The organism is Pseudoalteromonas mucoides, assembly GCF_049257175.1.
Lineage (GTDB): Bacteria > Pseudomonadota > Gammaproteobacteria > Enterobacterales > Alteromonadaceae > Pseudoalteromonas.
On the sequence record NZ_JBMMUC010000004.1, the window covers coordinates 333,218 to 354,863 of the forward strand.

Below are 21,646 nucleotides of genomic sequence, written 5' to 3' on the forward strand. Positions count from 1 at the left end.
AAATATATGCTAACAGGGTAGTTTTGCGCGGCTTGTGACAAATAAAAATGTCTTTCTCATTATTTATAACTATAAAAATGCATTTTTTGCTTTTTCGTCAGCTTATCTTGTAAAAAGATGGCTACCTCATATCGAGCGTTTGTGCTAGCCTAAGGACAATAATCTTATAAATAATGGTCGGTTTAGTCTTTTTATTCTAAATATTAGAAATAAAACTTGGCTTGGCGTGCTTCAACATTTATAAATAAGCAGTATAACAACACTAAAAATGTAGCTATGAAATTACAACAACTCAGATACATCGTCGAAGTCCAAAATCATAAACTAAATGTGTCAGCAACTGCTGAGAGCTTATTTACTTCTCAGCCTGGTATTTCAAAGCAAGTGCGCATGTTAGAAGATGAGTTGGGTGTACAAATTTTTGGTCGAAGTGGTAAGCACTTAACTCATGTGACCAGCGCCGGTAATGAGATAATTAATATCTCTCGTGAGATCCTATCTAAAGTTGAAGGGATTAAAGCGGTTGCGAATGAGCATACACTTCCTGATCAAGGTAAGTTAAATATTGCGACTACTCATACGCAAGCACGTTATGCGTTGCCAAGTGTAATTCAAGGCTTTATGAAAAAGTACCCGGCAGTATCATTGCATATGCACCAAGGCACTCCACAGCAAATATCTGATGCGGCAGCCCGCGGTGATGCTGATTTTGCCATAGCCACAGAAGCATTGCATTTATATTCAGACTTGGTGATGTTGCCGTGTTATCACTGGAATCGCAGTATTGTTGTTGCAAAAGATCATCCGCTTGCTAAAAAAGCAAACTCGTTAAGCGTTGCAGATATTGCACAATATCCATTAATTACTTATGTGTTTGGCTTTACTGGACGTTCTGAGCTTGATAAAGCATTTAATGCGCAAGGTTTAGAGCCGCATATTGTGTTTACTGCAACCGATGCCGATGTTATTAAAACCTATGTACGCTTAGGTTTAGGTGTAGGTGTGGTTGCTTCAATGGCGATTGATCAAATCTCTGATACAGATTTAGTGTGTATTGATGCGAGCCATTTATTTGAAGCCAGTACGACAAAAATTGGTTTTAGAAAAGGCAGTTTTTTGCGTAGTTATATGTATGACTTTATTGAGCGTTTTGCACCGCACCTAACAAAAGAGCGCGTAGAGCGTGCAAGTTTATTACGTAACCAAGAAGACGTTGATAAATTGTTTGAAGATATTGAGTTACCTGTAAAGTAACGTATTTATTGCTATAAAAAAGCCGCAAATTGCGGCTTTTTTAATGGTTTAAATTTAACACTCAATAATATTTACAGCTAAACCACCACGGGCGGTTTCTTTGTATTTGGTTTTCATGTCATTACCGGTATCAAGCATGGTTTTGATTACTTTATCCAAAGATACCTTTTGTTCACCACTACCACGAATAGCAAGACGAGATGCGTTAATTGCTTTAATTGCTCCCATAGCGTTTCGCTCTATACAAGGTACTTGCACGAGTCCACCAACTGGGTCACATGTTAGGCCTAGGTTATGCTCCATGCCGATTTCAGCAGCGTTTTCAACGTGAACTACGTTGCCGCCGACAATTTCAGTTAATGCACCGGCGGCCATAGAGCAGGCTACGCCTACTTCGCCTTGGCAGCCTACCTCAGCACCTGAAATTGAGGCATTCTTTTTATACAAAATACCAATGGCTGCCGCAGTGAGCAGGTAACGAGTTGCAATATCACGATCTACTTCTTTTATAAATGTGTGATAATACATCAATACGGCGGGTAAAATACCTGCCGCGCCATTCGTTGGCGCAGTGACAACACGACCACCAGCGGCGTTTTCTTCATTGACCGCAAGGGCAAATAAATCAACCCAATCCATTGCACGTAGTGGGTCGTTATTTACTTCAATATTGAGCTTTAAATGAAGGCTAGGCGCACGGCGTTTTACTTTTAAACCACCGGGTAATATACCTTCGGTGCGCATTCCGCGTTCAATGCAGGCTTTCATAACTTGCCAAATATTGAATAACTCGTCTTTTATATCATCTTCTTTACGAAGTGTTTTTTCATTTTTCATCATCAGTGTTGAAACGCTATAGCCTGACTCTTTACACATATCGAGCAGATCTTTAGCTGTTTCAAACGGGTAAGGGGCTGGGTTTTGCTCGCGAATATCTAACGCTGCTTGCTTTTCGTTATCAAACTCTTCGTCTGTAACGATAAAGCCGCCACCAATTGAGTAGTACACTTTGCTGTATACAGGCTCTGACTCTTTGTACGCAATAATTTCCATTGCATTAGAGTGCTTAGGGAGTGTTTTTCGACGATGAAAAACAATGGCGCCTTGCTTGGGAAATTTAGCTTTGTGAGTTTTATTGAGGTAAATAACCTGTTCGTTCTCAATAGTAGCAAGAATGTCATCGACTAAATCGGCGTCGATAGTCTCAGGGTCGTACCCTGCTAAGCCTAAAATAACAGCTTTACCCGAGCCATGGCCAATGCCTGTTTGACCCAGTGAACCGTATAACTCTACTTTGACGCTCGTGACATCGGTTAACAGGTTTTGTTGTTGTAATTCGTTAACAAATAAACGCGAAGCGCGCATAGGTCCGACGGTGTGAGACGACGACGGCCCAATGCCAATACTAAACATATCGAATGCACTGATCATATACTTTACTCTACTTTTTACTCAGCACGACTGCTGTCTTTGAACGGTCGCACATAATAACGTGTAATGCAGTACTTGTAACCTTTTGTAGCACAGATTTAAACTGGTATGGCTAGCTGTTTTGTAAAGTTTTTTATAATGCTGGCAGTTGCGCCCCACAGCAGGCCATGTGAGGTTGAAAACCCTTCAAGGGTGAGCGTTTTGCCAAAACGTTGAAAAGGTATAGGTTGCCAGTTGTCAGTGTTAATCAATGCGCTAAGTGGAATTAAAAAACTTGCTGCGACCTCATTAGGATCTTCAAGCCATTGCGTATGTGGGTTTAATACTCCAACAAATGGCGTGATAGTGAACCCGGTTAACGTTGCATACTCAGAAAGTTGCCCAATTACATTAACATGAGTGCTGTTAATATTAAGCTCTTCATATAATTCACGTAGTGCGGTATCGCGTAAATTTTTGTCGTTCAATTCTCGCTTTCCACCAGGTAAACAGATCTCCCCAGGGTGGTGTTTTAAATAATGAGGGCGTTTACACAGTAAAATATGTGCGCTGTTATTTACGTCGATTAAAGGCAACATAACAGCACTGGCACGGCGTGTTTTTTGTGGGTGCGTAATTAAAGGCTGCGAATTGGCAGCAACACTCAGCTGAAAACGGGCCAGTATTTGTTGGCTGTTCACGGTATTTTACTTCAGTAATGGGAGTATTTTATTTACTTTATCGTATGTTTCTTGGTATTCCAAGTCAGCTTGTGAATCGGCTACGATGCCGCCGCCTGCCCAACAGTAAATATGTTGCTTATGGCAGACCAAGGTACGAATAGTAATACTGGTATCCATGTTGCCACAGGCGCTTAAATAGCCAATCGAGCCACAGTAAATACTGCGGCGGTGGGGTTCGAGTTCTTCAATTATTTCCATTGCGCGAATTTTAGGTGCGCCGGTAATTGAGCCGCCAGGAAATGCAGCATGAAGTTGATCAACGGCGGTTTTACCCTCAGCTAATTGGGCAGTCACAGTGCTGACTAAATGATGCACCGCAGGAAAGCTTTCAATGGCAAACAGCGAGGGGACGCTTACAGTGCCAGGCTTTGCGACTTTACCTAAATCATTTCGTAATAAATCAACGATCATGACATTTTCGGCACGGTCTTTATTTGAGCGTTGTAACCGAATTGCTTGTTGTTGATCAGCTGATTCATCGGCGCAGCGGGGCAAAGTGCCCTTAATTGGTTTTGTTTGAATTTGTCCGTCATTAATGGCAATAAAGCGTTCTGGCGAGATTGATAAAATAGCGCCATCGGGGTGATTGATAAAACTTGAAAATGGGGCTTTATTCGCTTCTCGCAAAGTACAATATGCTTGCCAAGCGCTGCCTTTATATTGTGCGCTAAAACGCTGAGCGAGGTTTATTTGGTAGCAGTCACCGCTTTTTAAATAGGCTTGAATTTGCGCAAACTTATCGGTGTATTGCGCTTTGCTCATGTTAGATGACCACCTTTGTGTTATTTCAAAAGGGGGGCGCTGTTTAGCTGTATCGTCTAAGGCCGACAAATAAAGCGCTAGTCTATCTGTATTTGGTTGAGCGATATAAAACCATGTGCTTTGTTGTTTGTCGTAGATGAGTGCATCAGGGTATAGACCGACTGCCAGTTGTGGCATATCAATATCATTAATTGCATTTTCAGGCAGTTTTTCAATTACACGGCCAAAATCATAACCAAAATAGCCAAGCCAACCTCCGTTAAATGGCAGCTCAGGGTGGGCTTTAGTGCTGTCTAGCTTATCCAGTTGAGTTTGTAACACGCTAAAGCAATTTTGTTCTGTTAATTCGTCATCAATGAACACCTGATTGTTTTTTACTTCTAAGCGCTGCAATGGCGCAATGGTGATGATATCAAAGCGGCTATTTTCATGTTCACTATTGGCTGAATCAAGCAAGACGGCATAAGGTAAATCACAGAAATAGCTAAAAACCTCGACACAGTTGAGCGAAATGTCTAATTGAATACAGGTTTTATGTTGTTTTATCATCTATTTTTTACCCTGAAAAACTGGCTCGAAACGGGCTGGGAGGGTATCATAAGTTAAATTTTTTTGGCAGCGTTTAGTTGCCTATTGCGTTACAAACCACCGTCACCGGTTTGATTTATGTTACGTGTATTAATACGTAAAAGTAACTTAAGGAACCCCTATGAGTACTATCCGTCAGCAAGACTTCATTGATAGCATTGAAGATGCTTTACAATATATTTCGTTTTATCACCCACTTGATTTTGTTCAAGCACTCGAAAAAGCGTATAACAAAGAGCAAAGTAAAGCTGCTAAAGATGCCATTGCACAAATTCTAATTAACTCTCGCATGTCAGCTGAAGGTAAGCGCCCGCTTTGCCAAGACACAGGTATCATCACGTGTTTCGTTAAAGTAGGTATGGATGTTAAATGGGATAAAACTGATTTAACTGTGCAGCAAATGGTTGACGAAGGTACTCGTCGTGCTTACTTAAATCCAGATAACCCGTTACGCGCATCAATTGTTGCCGATCCTGCTGGCACACGTAAAAACACCAAAGACAATACCCCGTCTGTTGTACACATTGATTTAGTACCGGGTGGCGAAATTGAAGTAATGGTTGCTGCAAAAGGCGGTGGCTCTGAAAATAAAACTAAAATGGTTATGCTTAATCCTTCTGATGATGTGGCTGCATGGGTTGAAAAAACGTTACCAACAATGGGTGCTGGCTGGTGTCCGCCGGGCATGTTGGGTATAGGTATTGGTGGTACTGCAGAAAAAGCAGCGGTACTTGCAAAAGAATCACTAATGGATCCGGTTGATATTCATGAGCTAATTGAACGCGGCGCACAAACAACGGAAGAAAAAATGCGTTTAGACATTTTTGAGCGTGCGAATAAATTAGGTATTGGTGCACAAGGCTTAGGTGGTTTAACTACCGTAGTTGATGTAAAAATTAAAACTGCGCCGACTCATGCTGCGTCTAAACCTGTGGTTATGATCCCTAATTGCGCAGCAACACGTCATGTGCATTTTACCCTTGATGGTTCAGGCCCTGCTGATTTAAAAGCACCAAAACTTGAAGACTGGCCAGAAGTGACGTTCGAAGTAGGCGAGGGCACTCGCCGTGTTGATTTAAACACCCTAACCAAAGAAGATACGCAAGAATGGAAAATGGGTGAAACGGTATTACTTTCGGGCACTATCTTAACGGGTCGTGATGCTGCACATAAACGCCTGCAAGATATGATCAACTCAGGTGAAGGCTTACCAGAGGGTGTGGACTTCGATAACAAGTTTATTTACTACGTAGGCCCAGTGGATGCTGTTGGTGATGAAGCTGTGGGTCCTGCTGGCCCAACAACAGCGACACGTATGGATAAATTTACCGATATGATGCTAGAAAAAACAGGCATTGTAGGCATGATAGGTAAAGCTGAGCGTGGTCCAGCTACTGTAGAGTCTATTAAAAACAATAAGTCAGTTTACTTAATGGCTGTTGGTGGCGCTGCTTATTTAGTGTCTAAAGCAATCAAGAAAGCACGTGTTGTGGCATTTGAAGATTTAGGGATGGAAGCCATCTATGAATTTGAAGTTGAAGATATGCCCGTAACCGTAGCAGTTGATAGCGAAGGTGCTAACGCGCATACGCAAGGCCCTGCAATTTGGAAAGCTAAAATAGCCGAGTTAGATAGCAAATTAAAATAAGTTGTTATTTACTGATGCGGTATTCGACACTGTTGAATACCGCAAACAGCTCTTACCAGTTGTTCTAAAACCCTCGTAATCTCCTCAAACCACTATATTTAAAGCTATATAAGCGATTTTTAGATTGTAATATTTACTTTACACTCAATGAACATCTTACGTGTACGTAAACGTAATAGTTACTCACCTTTCCTGTCTTGCATAATAAATTTATATTTCTGGTTTATTTTGAATTAAGTGTTCATTGAAGTCTGGTTTTATGATTTCTTTATGATGTGTAAGTATTTTGCTTGGTTTTATCATCTCATATAGTGGTAAGGCGCAATTTGAAGTGATAAAGTCTTGGCAATTTCAGCGCTCATACCCTCTCACGGGTAATAAATTTCGGAGTAAAATAAAGTGGCTGTGTTTAATCAAGTTGACTTTGATAACCACGAACAAGTGGTTTTTTGTTCAGATAAAGAATCAGGCCTACGTGCAATCATTGCCGTACATAATACTAACTTGGGGCCTGCTGTTGGCGGCTGTAGAATGTGGGATTATGCCAACGATGATGATGCGATAGTCGATGCATTGCGTTTATCAAAAGGTATGACTTATAAAAATGCCGTTGCACGCTTGCCGTTTGGTGGGGGCAAGTCGGTGATCATTGGTAATGCAAAAGAAATCAAATCAGAACAACTATTTCGTGCCTTTGGTCGTCAATTAGAGCGTTTAAATGGTAGTTACTATTCTGCTGAGGATGTAAATATCACCTGCGCTGATGTGGCTATTATGAATAAAGAAACTAATTATGTACTTGGCCTTGAAGGTAAAAGTGGTAACCCATCTCCTTTTACAGCTTATGGTACGTTTTTAGGTATTAAAGCGGCGTTACAGCATCAACGCGGGCATCAAGATTTGAGCGGCGTTAAAGTAGCCGTGCAAGGCTTAGGCGCGGTTGCTTATGGTTTGTGTAAACATTTACATGAAGCGGGTGCAACATTATTTGTTACTGATATAAATCAGGCTGCAATTGATAGAGTAGTCAATGATTTTGCAGCGACAGCCGTTGGCATTGATGATATCTATGACTTAGATGTTGATGTATATGCGCCGTGTGCACTGGGCGCTACGGTTAATGATAATACTATCCCGCGTTTAAAAGCGACAATCATTGCAGGGTGTGCAAACAACCAGTTAGCAGAGTCTCGCCATGGTGAAATTATTCGTGAAAAAGGCATTTTATATGCACCAGATTATGTAATTAACGCTGGTGGCATTATTAATGTTTATTATGAAACTGCACCAGAAGGTTATTCTGAAGAAGCATCTAATAAACATGTTGAAGGTATTTTTACGACCTTGACGGAAATTTTTGCTCGTAGCGAAAAAGAGCAAAAATCTACGCATCTTATTGCCGATGAACTGGCACAAGAGATCATTGCTAACGGTCTTTAACACCATAGTAAATTAAAGGCGTGCAGGCGCGCGCCTTTTTCTTTATAGCTTTGCAAAATCAAGCTACACTTTAGTTTTACCGCTCACAAAAATTATAATGACTCCTATTGATTTAAATAACTGGCCACGGGCTCAACATTTTGAGCTTTTTAAAAACTTTACCCAACCATACTTTAATGTTTGTATACAATTAGATGTACAGCAGTTATATCAATATTGTAAATCTCACCAGCACTCATTTTTTCAAAGCTATATATTTTTAGCACTACGTGCCTGTCATCAGTACCAGCCGATGCAGTTGCGCATTGTTGATGATAAGCCTATACAACTCCAAAGCACGCGAGCCAGCGTAGTAGAGCTGGCGGCAGATGACACCTTTAGATTTAGTTACTTTAACGCCTATGATGACTTTTCAACGTTTGCAAAACATGCCCATCAAGTGAGTGAGTCAACTAAGCAGCAGTCGTTATTTTCTGCTGCCTTTGCTAAAACAGAAGGCCAAGCTGACTTAATTCATATCTCCGTATTACCTTGGTTGGACTTTACTAGTTTTTCCCATGCGCACCACCAAGGTACAAGCTTAGGTATTCCTAAATTAGTCTTTGGTAAATACAATACCGAGACCGGAAAAATACCACTCTCCATTGATGTACATCATGCTTTGATGGATGGACTACATGTTGCCAGATTTGTTGATTGCTATACTGAAAGTATTAAGGCTTATTGCAAAAAATAATTACTTGTATAAATAGCTTGTTAATGAAATTGAAATTAATACTATGCTAGTATGCTTACTAAGCGGTCAATAATAATGACAACAAATTAAGTCTAAATCATTATGCAATTAATTTTTTTATAGCTAAATCATTAATTAGTAGTTGGAAAGGCGTTCGATATAATGCTACGAATAAGTGTATTTCTGTTTTTAATGATTCAATCTGTGTGCTTTGCAAATGAGCAGACGCGTCTTCCTTTAAATGATTACTTCTCTGAAACATGGAGCACTCGCTCGGGCTTACCTCACAATAGTATTAATAGTTTAGCTCAAACCAATGATGGTTATATTTGGGTTGCGACCTGGGAAGGGCTTGCACGATATAATGGCCGTGAGTTTAAGTTATTTACCCGCTCTGAAATTCCAGGCCTGCCAGATTCGGGCTTACGTAGTTTATCTGCTCAAGCGGACGGGAGTTTATATATTGTTGGTGCTCGCGGTGGCGTAAGTCATTTACAACATGGGCAATGGCATACCAAACCTCAAGCTGAGGCCATGGTTAATCATATTTTAAAAACCAATACTAACGAACTTTGGCTAGCCCTTGAGGGAAAAGGCTTAGTGTATCGCGCGGCTGACTCGGATATTGAAACTCATATATTAATTAATTTAAGTGCTTATCGGTTAATTCAAGACCTCGATGGGGTTATTTGGGCTGCAACCAGTGATGGTTTATATAAAATAGAAAATAAAAAAGCGCGCTTGATTACTGCTGATATGGGTTTGCCAAGTGCTCCTATTTATACCTTACTACTGACACGTCAAGGGCAACTTATAGTGGGTGGTGAAAGAGGGGCATGGAAATTCAGTAATGGGAAGTTCACTCCTGTTCATCAACAGCTCAATGGTGAGTCAATTTCTAGTTTATTAGAAGATGATCATCATGATCTGTGGTTTGGTACTATTAATAACGGTGTTTTTAGGTTGAGTGGTTTTGGCCTTGAGCATCTTGATGCAAAAGCTGGTCTGCCTGGTAATCGTACTCTTTCCCTGCTACAAGATAGAGAGAATAGTATTTGGGTTGGTACGAACGGTGGCCTATACCGTTTAAGAGAAGCGCCTTTTTCATCATGGTCTAAAAAACGTGGCCTAAGCTCTGATTATATACGTACAGTTATGTCGCACTCTGATGGCAGTATTTGGCTGGGCGGCAGTACTGGCTTGAATAGAATGTACAATGATCACATTGAATCATTTTCACTTGTTGATAGTGACAAACCTTTGTCAGTATTAAGTTTAGCCGAAGATGACAGCGGTGGTGTTTGGTTAGGCACTTATACTGCGGGTGTAATGCGGGTTTTAAATGGTCAGATTCATACTGTTATTAATCGTGACTCAGGTCTGGCAAGTAATGAAGTCAGAGCGTTACTGTTTGATAATCAACAGCGCTTGTGGCTTGGCACTGCGACAGGCCTGACACGTATAGAAGTAGATGGTTCACTAACACAGTTTACAACAAAGCAAGGACTCCCTGGTGATTTTATCATGGCGCTGGAGCTTGACTCAAAAGGTAACGTTTGGGTTGGTACTGGGGTCGGAGTTGCCATGTTTAATGACACTTTAGGTAAGTTTAAAGGTCAGCTTTTCCCTCGTAAATTTAATGCTGAATATGCGTTTGGCTTTTACTCTCAAAATGAATACATGTGGATGGCAACCGATCGCGGCCTTATTCGATTCAACATTGATACAGGTGATGTTGCAATGCTAGGTCGAGAGCAAGGTTTACCTGTTGATAAACTTTTTCAGATTGTTGCGCAGGGCGATTCTTTTTGGCTTTCGAGTAATCGTGGAATCATTCAAGTCAATCAGCATCAAGTTAATGAATTATTAAACAACTCACAGCACAAAGCTGATGCCTTACATTATCAAATGTACGATGAAGGCGATGGCATGCTTAGTGCTCAGGCAAATGGTGGCTCTAACCCTGCCGCTGTACTGCATAAGGATGGCAGTATTTGGTTTGCTACGGCGCAAGGTGCAGCTACTGCATTACCAGAGCGATTAAAACGAGCGTCGCAGCTTGAATTACCCACTGTGATAGAAAGTATCCTCGTCGATGGTAAAAACACACCACTTATAACAAAAGGTGAAGCAGTATTATTACCGCCGGGTTCTGATCGTATTTCATTTCACTACGCCGGGCTTAGTTTTATAATGCCCCAGCGGATAAAGTTTCAAACCAAGTTGTTAGGTTATAATGATAAATGGGTCGACCGACAGCAACTCAATATCACCGAGTATACAAATTTGGCGCCGGGCAAATACACTTTTATGGTCAGAGCAGGCTACCCTAATGGACAATGGCAAGAAAACCATAAAGCGTTGGATTTTGTTATTCAGTCATTTTTCTGGCAAAAACTAAGTTTCAAATTAATGGTGTTTTTCTCATTGATTTTGCTGTTCTTTGGGCTTTATAAATACCGTTTATATCACTATAAAAAAATTGAAAAAGAGTTAAAGCTACGCGTGAAACAGCAAACTCGAGATTTACAGCAGCAAACCGATGCATTTGCTCATCAGGCAAGTCATGATCAATTAACCGGAATGCCAAATCGACGTGCATTTGATAATTGGTTAGCTGAAAATTTCGACAATATTAAGCAATCAGGTCAACCACTTAGCATTGCAATAATTGATATTGATCACTTCAAACGTATTAACGATAACTGGTCACATATTGTGGGAGATAAAGTGATATGTGTGATCGCTACTATCTTGCAACAATGCTGTAATGATAATGCAAACCAAGTCTCACGTTGGGGAGGTGAAGAATTTACTTTACTTCTACCAAATAAAACGGCCACGCAAGCAGTTGAAATTTGTGAGCAATTAAGGCTCGATATAGAGAGTTATGATTTTTCACCCATTGCCATGGGGCTCAAAGTGACGGTGAGTTTTGGCATCGCAGATTCAAGCTTGGTGGATGAATATGATCGGTTATTAGTGCAAGCAGACCAAGCTTTATATAAAGCAAAAAACACTGGGCGCAATCGAGTTGAAGTAGTGCAACCGTAATCACACATTGTTAAATTTAAAGTCAACGATTGAAATATGGCTTTGACGGTCATATTAATAAGTTAGACTTTCTTCACCGAGCCTACACATGGTTAATGGTTTACTTATCTTGGCGTTAATAGCGTTCGTTGTCGTTTATTGGCGCTGGCCGTTAATTCAAAATCGCATTTGGCAAACAAAATACCGAGAATACCGCCTTAACGATAAACAAAAAGCACTATTACTGCGCTATATGCCTATTTATCAAAAGATGACCGATGCAGATCGCGCTAAACTTGAGCGTCATATTGTGTGGTTTTTAAATGAAAAACGCTTTATAGGTTGCGATGGTTTAGAGCTTAGCGAACCAATGAAATTGATTGTTGCAGCGGACGCCTGTGTACTCGTGCTAAATAAGCCGTGGCCTTTGTATAAAAATGTTAAAGAGATTTTATTATACCCAAGCGCCTATTATGCCCCACAAACCTCTCGTGATAATGCTGGTTTAGTCAGCTACCATAATACGGTGCGCCAAGGCGAGTCATGGCCCGGAGGTACATTGGTTTTAAGTTGGCGTGATGTACTTGAAGGCAACCGATTACCAAGTGATGGCCATAATTTAGTGTTTCATGAATTTGCGCACCAACTTGATCAAGAAACAGGCAAAACTACGGGTACGCCAATTTTATCAAAAACTGGTGATTATCAAGAGTGGGCGAGAGTGTTTAGCCGCGCTTATAATCAACTAAAAATGCATGTAGCCTATAGTATGCCCCATGTTATCCATAGTTATGGCGCGACTAACGAAGCTGAATTTTTTGCAGTGATCACTGAAACCTTTTTGGAAAAGCCCAGTGAGCTGCGTCACTATGACCCTGAAATTTACACTATGTTGGTGAACTATTACCAGTTTGATCCAATTAAATGGCATTAACCGCTAAATAAACACGCTTTATCAAATATCGCTGGTAACTTGCGTTGCTTTTTGTTGCAATCATCAAGGTAATAATAAACAACAAGAACAAGCGAGAATTTGATGAAAAAACTGCTTCAAACAGCATTAGCGGTATCAGTATCATTAGCACTTTATTCAAATGCGCAAGCAGCTGATAAAGCTGATGGACAAAAATGGCAAGTAGATGCCCCTCAAGGCAAATTCGTCGATGCGACGATTAATGTTAACCAAGGCACTTGGATGAACATTGATGTAAGTCCGGATGGCGAAACTATAGTGTTTGATTTATTGGGTGACATTTACACTATGCCTATCAGCGGAGGCAAAGCTACTCAGCTTACTTCTGATATTGCTTGGCAAATGCAGCCACGTTTTAGCCCTGATGGTAAACACATTGCGTTTACCTCAGACCAAGGCGGTGGTGATAATATATGGCTGATGGATATCAATGGTGAAAATCAAACCGCTGTTACCGACGAAACTTTTAGATTACTCAATAGTCCTGCTTGGAGCCCTGATGGTGATTATATCGTGGCACGCAAGCACTTTACTGCAACACGCTCGTTAGGTGCTGGTGAAGTATGGCTTTATCATAAAGCGGGTGGTAAAGGTGTTCAGCTAACTAAGCGTGCTGATGACCAAAAAGATTTAGGTGAGCCAATGTTTTCACCTGATGGGCGTTACGTTTACTTCTCTCATGATGCGACACCAGGCAAAACCTTCCATTACTCAAAAGATTCTGTTGCCGGTATATATAAAATTAAACGTTTTGATCGCCAAACAGGTGAAATTGAGACCATTATCAGCGGTATGGGTGGAGCTATTAGGCCAACACCGTCACCAGATGGTAAAAAGCTAGCGTATATTAAGCGTGATGATTTCCAAACCAGCTTATATGTTTATGACTTAACCTCAGGCAAACACACCAAACTTTATGACAAGCTTGAACGTGATATGCAAGAGACGTGGGCGATTCATGGCGTTTACCCTACTATCGCGTGGACACCAGATAATGACGAGCTGGTATTTTGGGCTGGGGGTAAAATTCATAAACTCGATGTTGAAGATAAATCAGTTGAGAACATTGCTTTTAATGTTGAAACGAATAAAAAAATTCAAACAGCAGTACGGTTTACGCAAGATATTGACAGTGAAGATTTTGATATAAAAATGCTGCGTAATGTTCAAGTGTCTCCCGATGGTGAAACCGCTATTTTTGAAGCGCTTGGGCATATTTATAAGCGCGATTTAGAGTCAGGAAAAATCAAACGCTTAACACGCCAAGATGATCACTTTGAATTATTCCCACAGTATTCTCGTGACGGTAAAAAAATTGTTTATGTTACATGGGACGATAATGAGCAAGGCAGTGTTCGTGTGGTATCAGCACGAAGTGGTCGCGGCGACACAATAACAGAACAGCCAGGTAAATATGTTGAACCAACATTTAGCCCTGACGGTAAAACCGTTGTTTATCGCAAAGCATCGGGCGGTGGCATTTTGAATCCGGATTGGTCATTGCATCCTGGTATTTACGCAGTGAGTAGCAAAGGCGGTGACGCTGAATTAATTACAAAAAGTGGTTATCAACCGCAATTTGGCGCGACCAGTGACCGCATTTTTGTGATGAGTCCGTGGCCAAAACCAAGTTTAAGTGTGGTTGAGCTTGATTCTAAAAAAGTTAAAAAGTTATATGAATCAAAACATGCGACAGAGTTTAGAGTATCACCAAATGGTAAGTACTTAGCGTTTGCAGAGCGTTTTAAAGTGTTTGTAACGCCACTTGTAGAAAATGGTAAAAGCATAAATATTGGCCCGAAAGACAGTCAGTTCCCAATTGAGCAGTTATCAGTGCGCGCTGGTGAAAATATTAGCTGGAGCGCAAATAGTGATAAACTTTATTGGACTTTAGGCCCAGAGCTTTATCATGCAAGTTTGGCGGGTATTTTTGATATAAACCAAGCCGATGATGTCGATTTTAAAGTAAAAAGCGGTGATAACATCAGCTTTAGCAAAAAAATGGCTGAGCCAAAAGGGATGTTTGCGTTAACTGGCGCGCGTATTATTACCATGCAAGGTGACAAAGTAATAGAAAACGGCGTTCTGATCACTGATGGCAAACACATCAAAGCACTTGGTAGTGCAGATAGCGTAACGATTCCTAAAGGTGCACAAGTTATTAACGTGGCAGGTAAAACCATCATGCCAGGTATTGTGGATGCGCATGCGCATGGCTCTCAAGGTAGTAACGAAATCATTCCTGAGCAAAACTGGAAGAACTTAGCGGGTTTATCGCTAGGTGTAACCACTATTCATGACCCATCTAATGACACCAGCGAAATTTTTGCCGCCAGTGAAATGCAAAAAGCAGGCACCATCGTTGGGCCGCGTATCTTCTCAACAGGGACCATTTTATATGGGGCAAATATGCCAGGTTATACCTCGCACATTGACTCGTTAGAGGATGCTAAATTTCATTTAGAGCGTTTAAAGAAAGTGGGGGCGTTTAGTGTTAAATCATATAACCAGCCACGACGTGAGCAACGTCAACAAGTTATTGAAGCTGGCCGTGAGCTTGAAATGATGGTGGTGCCAGAAGGTGGCTCATTATTACAACATAACTTAACCATGGTAGTGGATGGTCACACTGGTATTGAGCATTCAATTCCAGTAGCTAATATTTATGATGATATTAAACAGCTTTGGTCGCAAAGTGACGTTGGTTATACACCGACTTTAGGTGTTGCTTACGGTGGTATTTGGGGGGAGAACTATTGGTATGATAAAACCGATGTTTGGAATCACCCGCGCTTGAGTAAGTTTGTGCCGAAAAACCAATTGTTGCCACGCTCTATGCGCCGCGTTAAAGCGCCCGATCATCACTATAATCACTTTAATAATGCTCGCGTAGCGAAAGAGCTACAAGACTTAGGTGTATTAGTGAACTTAGGTGCGCATGGACAACGTGAAGGTTTAGCTGCTCACTGGGAAATTTGGATGTTTGCACAAGGCGGCATGACGCCACTCGAAGCGCTACGCGCCGCGACACTCGATCCTGCTAAATACATTGGCCTTGATAAAAGTATTGGTTCACTTGAGGTAGGTAAACTTGCTGATTTAGTCGTGATTGATGGTAATCCACTTGAGAACATTCGTGATACTGACAAGGTTGACTACACCATGATCAATGGCCGTTTATTTAACGCAGCCACTATGAATGAAGTAGGCCAAAAACAACGTGATAAACTTTACTTTGAAAAGAAGTAAAAAACAAAACACCGAATAGGTGATATGACTAAAAGCGGCATTAGCCGCTTTTTTACTTTTTGGGCATACCCTTTAAGCAATAAGCTTTTTTAATATAGTTTTATCAAGCAGCAATGTTTGTGGCTCTTTGCTGACTCTTGCTTGGCAAATCATTCCCTCTTTTAATGTCATAAGTAATTTACTTAATTGCTCTGCCTCTGAAGGGGTTTCTTTAAATTGCGGTGTAAGTGCAAGCGCATCATAAATAATTTTAAGTACAGTCTGTTTATGCTCAGCACACAATTGAGCAATAGGGTGCGTATCCAGTGGAAATTCAGCTGCCGTATTTATAAAAAAGCAGCCATTAAAATCTCCAAGCTCATCTACTTGATTGTTGATCCAAAGTGATAATGCATTAAAGAGTGCATCAGCTATATCCAATGGTGTTTTAGCATAAATAAATTGTGATTTCAGCCACCTGTTAAAGCGCTCATCTCGCGCTACTAAACATGCACATATGAGTTCATCTTTACTACTAAAATGATTATACAACGTTTTTTTAGCGACCTTAGCAGACTTTATTACCTCATTGATACCTACGTCATGAATGCCTTTATTATAAAACAGAACTAAAGCGGTGTTTACGATTTGCGTGCGTTTATCCATATCGGCTCCTTTAAAAAAGTAAGCTTGACATGAGTAGACCGATTTGTCTACTATATTCAGGTAGACAACTTGGTCTACTTGTTGGAGTTGATTATGAATAACGGTGTACTAAAAGCGATCAGTGCTGGAGTACTTTCAGCGATAACTTTAAGTGTGTTGGTTTTTTTAGATAGTTTAGGGAATTATGGCGTTTGGTTAATGGCCCCTTTTGGTGCTACTGCCGTATTAGTATTTGGCGTACCATCAAGTCCTTTGGCTAAGGCTAAAAACGTAATTGGAGGGCACTTTTTAACCGCATTAATAGGGGTTATTTTTGTTAATTATATCGGTGTAGATACAGCCAGCATCGCAATGGCCACAGGGCTTGCTATTAGCATGATGATGTTGACGAATACTGTTCACCCCGCTGCAGGAGCAAATCCTATTTTGATAATAGTGACGGGACAAAGTTGGCCGTTTTTAATTACGCCAGTATTAGTAGGCACTATATTCATCGTTTTATGTGGTTATTTATCTCAGTGGCTGCTAAAAGAATATTTATTTAGGCACAAAAAAACCGCTTAACAGCGGTTTTTTTATTTAAAGTGTACTACTTTAAGTTACACAACACCGCGTGGTAGGCGGCAGTCGTGATCTTTTTCAGCTAGGTAAACAATCCATAACTCTTCGGCTGTGTAGCCGTCTTCGTTAGCTGTTACAACAGCAAAGGGTGCTTTTTTCTCAGCTGATTTTGCTGGCGCGGCAGTTTTAGTTTTAGTTTTTTTAGCTGGCGCTTTTGCAGCAGGTTGCTCAGCTGTTTTACCAGATGTTAGCTGCTCAGTTAACTCAGCTACATCTGCAAGGCGTAAATTTTTACCGCCGTCGATGCTGTACCAACCAGGTTTTGTAGTGATTTCAGGTTTCTTGCCATTGGCTGCTTCATATGCTGCTTCAAAGGCATTTAACACTTCTGTTTTGTCTAGTTTGCTCATCAGAGACCCTATACGTTGTAAACACAGATAAAGAATACACATTTATACCTAGTTTTGACGAACTTTTCAATTTTTTGCGATTTTCCTTCCATTTTGCTGCTATAAACGCCAAAATTTGCACAAAATCTAATGCAGAGGTGGCAAAGTATTATGCAGCGTAGAGAATTTAACCAATTATTAAATGAGATTTTAAAACCTGATTCAATTAAAGATTTTTGCCCAAATGGGCTGCAAGTTGAAGGTCAGGAGCAGATTAAAAAAATTGTTACAGGCGTTACTGCAAGCCAAGCACTCATTGATGCTGCAATTGCACATGGTGCGGATACAATTTTGGTGCACCATGGCTATTTTTGGAAAGGTGAATCACAACCCATCACAGGGATGAAAAAGCGCCGTGTAGCTGCGTTATTAGCGCATGATATTAACTTGTTTGCTTATCATTTACCGCTTGATGTTCACCCTGTGATTGGGAATAACGCGCAACTGGCAGAGCTGTTAGATATGCAGTGGGAAACAGGTCTTGAGCCCGTTAATAATAGCGTGGCTGTAAAAGGACGTTTAAAAACCCCGATGATGGGTGAGCAGTTTGCGAAAAAAATAGCCCAAGTCCTTAACCGTGAGCCGTTAACAAGTTTAGTTCGTGATGAACCAATTGAAACTATTGCCTGGTGTACGGGTGGTGGGCAAGGCTATATAGATTTAGCGGCAAGCCAAGGGGTTGATGCATATTTAACAGGGGAGGCATCAGAGCAAACGATTCATAGCTCTCGTGAGCAAGGTATCGATTTTTTTGCAGCTGGGCATCACGCCACAGAGCGTTATGGGATCAAGGCTCTTGGTGAGCTGTTATCACAAGAGCATGGTTTTGATGTAACTTTTATTGATATAGACAACCCGGTATAAACGATATATGCACCAACTAATTCAGAGCTATTTAGCGCAACTTGAATCATTACTGAAGCAGCATCAGCTTTGGCAAAATGAGCCGATTGATGCCAAAGCGTTACTTTCAACTACGCCTTTTTGTCACGATACAATGGCGTTTGAGCAATGGCTGCAATTTGTGTTTATTGAAAAAATGGCTGCACTTGTTGCCAATCAACAGCCCCTGCCGAGTAACTTTGCTATTGCTCCAATGGGTGAGCTTATGCTTGCTAACAAATCAGGTGGCGCAGAAGTAACTGCATTACTGAATAAATTAGATACTGCTTTTGGAAACCAAAATGAGTGAACGCCCTGAACCAATAGAGTTTGGTGAACTAGATATTTTGTATAAAGATGAAAATTACGTCGCGATAAATAAACCGTCAGGCTTACTTGTTCACCGTTCTTTTTTAGATAAACACGAAACACAATTTGCGATGCAAATGCTACGCGATCAGATTGGCCAACATGTTTTTCCTGTTCATCGATTAGACAGGCCAACCTCAGGTGTATTGCTATTTGCGCTTAGCTCGGAAGCTGCTCGAGATATAAACCAGTTGTTTATTGATAATCAAATAAGTAAACGTTACTTAGCTTTAGTACGTGGCTTTGCGCCAGAGTCGGTATTTTTAGATAAACCGCTAAAAGAAGAGCTTGATAAAATTGCCGATAAATTTGCTGATCAGGACAAAGCCCCTCAGCAAGCGCAAACACAGTTTAATTGTTTGCACCAAGCGGCGTTGCCAATTCCAATAGGAAAATATCCAACTGTGCGTTATTCATTGGTTGAGTGTTTTCCTAAAACTGGCCGAAAGCACCAAATACGCAGGCACTTGAAGCATCTATCATTACCGATTATTGGTGATGTTAATCATGGCGATAATCAGCATAACCAGTTTTTTCGGGAGCACTTTACATTGCGTCGGTTAATGTTATTTGCAACTGAGCTTAACTTTGTGCACCCTTATACAAAGCAAGCAGTAAAAATAAAAGCGCCACTGGGTGAAGCAATGCTGAGCATTTGTCAGCAACTCGGCTGGCCAAACCAAGAAAAGGATTATTAATGGCAACGATAAGTATATTTGTCGGCAGTGTTTATGGTGGAGCAGAACGTCTGAGTGACGACGTCATTGAATTGATTGAGCAGTCAAACCATCAAGCAAAGCTGATCATCACACCTACATTAGATGATGTAAAGTCAGCGAGTCATATATTGGTAATTACCTCAACCACTGGGCAAGGTGAGATACCAGATAATTTAGCGCCGCTCTATAGCCAGCTTAACAGTCAGTTCCCTATGCTTACAGGTAAACCTTACGGCATTGTGGCTATGGGAGACAGAAGTTATGGCGACACTTTTTGCGGTGCAGGGCGAAGCTTTGATGAGCTGCTCCGTGATTTGCAAGCAAAGCCAATTGGTCATCGTTTAGAAATTGATGCCTGTGAAGATTTTGAACCTTGGCCTGTAACAGAGCCTTGGTTAAAGCTGTGGTTAACTAAGCTTCCCGAGTGAGTAAAAAGAGCGCATGAGCGCTCTTTTTACTAGTTATGTTTTAGCTTACGTTATGTGCTTTTTACATCTACTTTAAGCTTCAGCTTTTGCCCAGGCTGTAAGTACTTTTGTCCAGCTAGTTTGTTCCACTTAATAATATCGTTCACTGATAAGTTAAACTTAGAGGCAATACGTGCTAGCGAGTCACCACGGCGAACTTTATAGGTAATGGTACGGTTGGTGCTAACTAGAGCCGTTTGAGTATTGCTACTTGTTTTATAAACCGTGAGTTTTTGACCTAAACGCAACACACTGTTCTTTTTTAGTTTATTCCATTTAGCTAACTCATTAATGGTGACATCATATTCGCGGCTAATATCCCATAGGGTGTCGCCACTTTTAACTGTGTGCGATAGTTTCTTTTGGCTATTCTTATTAGCAGCCATACGCATTTGCTTAGGTAAATGCTCACTATTTATTGCACCATCACTCAAAGGAACGAGTAATTGTTGGCCGACACGTATCGTATTTGATTTTAATTTATTAAGTGATTTAATCGCGCTGGTACTGGTTGAGAACTTTTTAGCAATCACTGATAAACTGTCGCCGCTGGCTACTTTATACTGTTGCCAACGCAAACGATCTTTAATATCTGTTTTAGCTAATTGTTGTTGGAAGCTGTCAACTTTATCCGACGGAATAAGTAAAAAATGTGGTCCATTTGGATCGGTTGCCCAACGATTAAACCCTGGATTTAAGCGGTATAGCTCAGTAAGGCTAATTTGTGCCATATCAGCAGCTAAGGCTAAATCAATTTGTGAACCAACATCAACCGCCTCTACAACCTGCGCGTTAATAATTGGGTTCCAAGTAAGACCAAACTCTTCCTGACGTTTTAACAAGTCTGATAAGGCTAATAAACGCGGTACATAAGCCGTGGTTTCTTTTGGTAAATCAAGAGACCAAAAATCTGTTGGTAACTGCTTTTTACGATTCTTTTTTATTGCGCGTAATAAACGCCCTTCACCAGAATTGTAAGCTGCAATGGCGTTTAGCCAGTCGCCTTCAAGTGTTTTATGTAAATATGAAAGGTAATCAAGGGCAGCACGTGTGGATTGCACAATATCGCGGCGGCCGTCGTACCACCAGTTTTGTTTTAAGTCGAAACGCTCGCCTGTTTGCGGCATAAACTGCCAAATACCCGACGCACTGCGGTGTGAATAACCGAACGGGTCAAATGCGCTTTCGACAATGGGGAGTAGCGCAATTTCAATCGGCATTTCTCGTTTTTCAACTTCTTCAACAATAAAATGCAGGTAAGGCTCAGCACGTTTTGACACACGGTCTAAATAGCTTTGGTGGCGTGCATAATAATTACGTTCAGTCACAACCGGACGGTTTTGCGGCACCTCAATTGACAATTGGTAGCGAATTCGCTCCCATACATCATCAAAAATAGGGGGGGCATCATCAAGTTCGTTTACCTGCAGGTATTGTGCGTTGATCATTAATGCATTATTGATATCGCTAGGGCTTGCGCCTTCTAATTGCTGCGCGGTTTGATTGACAACTAACTGCTCACTTGCGTCATCAGATTGTGTTGAAGTCAAAGTTTGACAACCACTTAGCACCAATGCCAAGCTTAAAACGAGGGGAGATTTTTTCATAAATACCAAATACATCAGGTAAAAAACTCGGCGAATACTACCCGTTATGAGCTAACATTGCCACTGTATGACCATCTAAAAACTGCAACGGTAAGTATTTATACCTCATAA

General features: G+C 40.9%; 18 protein-coding genes. 12 read left to right on the forward strand and 6 right to left on the reverse strand.

Features of this window, described 5'->3' with window-relative positions; all coding sequences use genetic code 11:
* Positions 1–276 precede the first annotated feature (276 nt).
* Positions 277–1,254, forward strand: a complete 978-nt coding sequence (cysB, locus tag AAEU30_RS06735) for an HTH-type transcriptional regulator CysB (RefSeq protein ID WP_421959846.1) — start codon at positions 277–279, stop codon at positions 1,252–1,254.
* Positions 1,255–1,308: 54 nt separating this feature from the next.
* Here cysB and AAEU30_RS06740 read toward each other — a convergent pair whose 3' ends face one another.
* The 3 genes from AAEU30_RS06740 to pabB form a co-directional block, all read right to left on the reverse strand.
* Positions 1,309–2,685: an L-serine ammonia-lyase gene (locus tag AAEU30_RS06740; RefSeq protein ID WP_421959847.1), complete on the reverse strand. Its 1,377-nt coding sequence runs from the start codon at positions 2,683–2,685 to the stop codon at positions 1,309–1,311.
* Positions 2,686–2,783: 98 nt separating this feature from the next.
* A complete protein-coding gene (locus AAEU30_RS06745) occupies positions 2,784–3,365 on the reverse strand; it encodes an NUDIX hydrolase (protein ID WP_421959848.1) in 582 nt (193 codons plus the stop codon).
* Positions 3,366–3,371: 6 nt separating this feature from the next.
* Positions 3,372–4,718: an aminodeoxychorismate synthase component I gene (pabB, locus tag AAEU30_RS06750; protein WP_421959849.1), complete on the reverse strand. Its 1,347-nt coding sequence runs from the start codon at positions 4,716–4,718 to the stop codon at positions 3,372–3,374.
* Positions 4,719–4,878: 160 nt separating this feature from the next.
* Between pabB and AAEU30_RS06755 the strand changes: the two genes are divergently transcribed.
* From AAEU30_RS06755 to AAEU30_RS06780, 6 genes are all read left to right on the forward strand, one after another.
* Complete coding sequence (locus AAEU30_RS06755; protein WP_421959850.1) at positions 4,879–6,405, forward strand: fumarate hydratase; 1,527 nt, start codon at positions 4,879–4,881, stop codon at positions 6,403–6,405.
* A gap of 399 nt (positions 6,406–6,804) precedes the next feature.
* Complete coding sequence (locus AAEU30_RS06760; RefSeq protein ID WP_421959851.1) at positions 6,805–7,845, forward strand: Leu/Phe/Val dehydrogenase; 1,041 nt, start codon at positions 6,805–6,807, stop codon at positions 7,843–7,845.
* Between the two features lie 97 nt (positions 7,846–7,942).
* Positions 7,943–8,581, forward strand: coding sequence for a CatA-like O-acetyltransferase (locus AAEU30_RS06765; protein WP_421959852.1), 639 nt, complete (start codon positions 7,943–7,945; stop codon positions 8,579–8,581).
* Positions 8,582–8,743: 162 nt separating this feature from the next.
* Complete coding sequence (locus tag AAEU30_RS06770) at positions 8,744–11,635, forward strand: ligand-binding sensor domain-containing diguanylate cyclase (RefSeq protein ID WP_421959853.1); 2,892 nt, start codon at positions 8,744–8,746, stop codon at positions 11,633–11,635.
* A gap of 88 nt (positions 11,636–11,723) precedes the next feature.
* Positions 11,724–12,548: a M90 family metallopeptidase gene (locus tag AAEU30_RS06775; protein ID WP_421959854.1), complete on the forward strand. Its 825-nt coding sequence runs from the start codon at positions 11,724–11,726 to the stop codon at positions 12,546–12,548.
* Positions 12,549–12,650: 102 nt separating this feature from the next.
* The gene (locus AAEU30_RS06780) at positions 12,651–15,836 is read left to right on the forward strand and encodes an amidohydrolase family protein (protein ID WP_421959855.1); all 3,186 of its coding nucleotides are present in this window, start codon (positions 12,651–12,653) and stop codon (positions 15,834–15,836) included.
* Positions 15,837–15,908: 72 nt separating this feature from the next.
* Here AAEU30_RS06780 and AAEU30_RS06785 read toward each other — a convergent pair whose 3' ends face one another.
* Positions 15,909–16,481: a TetR/AcrR family transcriptional regulator gene (locus AAEU30_RS06785; RefSeq protein WP_421959856.1), complete on the reverse strand. Its 573-nt coding sequence runs from the start codon at positions 16,479–16,481 to the stop codon at positions 15,909–15,911.
* A 93-nt stretch (positions 16,482–16,574) separates the two neighbouring features.
* Between AAEU30_RS06785 and AAEU30_RS06790 the strand changes: the two genes are divergently transcribed.
* Positions 16,575–17,045 carry an HPP family protein gene (locus AAEU30_RS06790; protein WP_421959857.1) on the forward strand — a complete coding sequence of 157 codons (471 nt, stop codon included), beginning with the start codon at positions 16,575–16,577 and terminating at the stop codon, positions 17,043–17,045.
* A gap of 35 nt (positions 17,046–17,080) precedes the next feature.
* Here the strand turns inward: AAEU30_RS06790 and AAEU30_RS06795 are convergent, their stop codons facing one another.
* The gene (locus tag AAEU30_RS06795) at positions 17,081–17,452 is read right to left on the reverse strand and encodes a hypothetical protein (protein ID WP_087534209.1); all 372 of its coding nucleotides are present in this window, start codon (positions 17,450–17,452) and stop codon (positions 17,081–17,083) included.
* Between the two features lie 150 nt (positions 17,453–17,602).
* On the opposite strand from AAEU30_RS06795, the gene AAEU30_RS06800 reads away from it, so the two are divergent.
* The 4 genes from AAEU30_RS06800 to AAEU30_RS06815 are packed head-to-tail and all read left to right on the forward strand — an operon-like array spanning position 17,603 to position 19,889.
* The gene (locus tag AAEU30_RS06800; protein WP_421959858.1) at positions 17,603–18,355 is read left to right on the forward strand and encodes a Nif3-like dinuclear metal center hexameric protein; all 753 of its coding nucleotides are present in this window, start codon (positions 17,603–17,605) and stop codon (positions 18,353–18,355) included.
* 7 nt (positions 18,356–18,362) lie between these two features.
* On the forward strand, positions 18,363–18,683 hold the full coding sequence (locus AAEU30_RS06805) for a YqcC family protein (protein ID WP_421959859.1): 321 nt from the start codon (positions 18,363–18,365) through the stop codon (positions 18,681–18,683).
* Complete coding sequence (gene truC, locus AAEU30_RS06810; RefSeq protein ID WP_421959860.1) at positions 18,676–19,440, forward strand: tRNA pseudouridine(65) synthase TruC; 765 nt, start codon at positions 18,676–18,678, stop codon at positions 19,438–19,440. The genes AAEU30_RS06805 and truC overlap by 8 nt, the downstream gene beginning before the upstream one ends.
* On the forward strand, positions 19,440–19,889 hold the full coding sequence (locus AAEU30_RS06815; RefSeq protein ID WP_421959861.1) for a flavodoxin: 450 nt from the start codon (positions 19,440–19,442) through the stop codon (positions 19,887–19,889). Before truC ends, AAEU30_RS06815 begins: the two co-directional genes overlap by 1 nt.
* Before the next feature lie 50 nt (positions 19,890–19,939).
* Here AAEU30_RS06815 and AAEU30_RS06820 read toward each other — a convergent pair whose 3' ends face one another.
* Entirely contained in the window at positions 19,940–21,535 is a 1,596-nt protein-coding gene (locus AAEU30_RS06820) for a LysM peptidoglycan-binding domain-containing protein (RefSeq protein WP_421959862.1), read from the reverse strand.
* Positions 21,536–21,646: the final 111 nt, after the last annotated feature.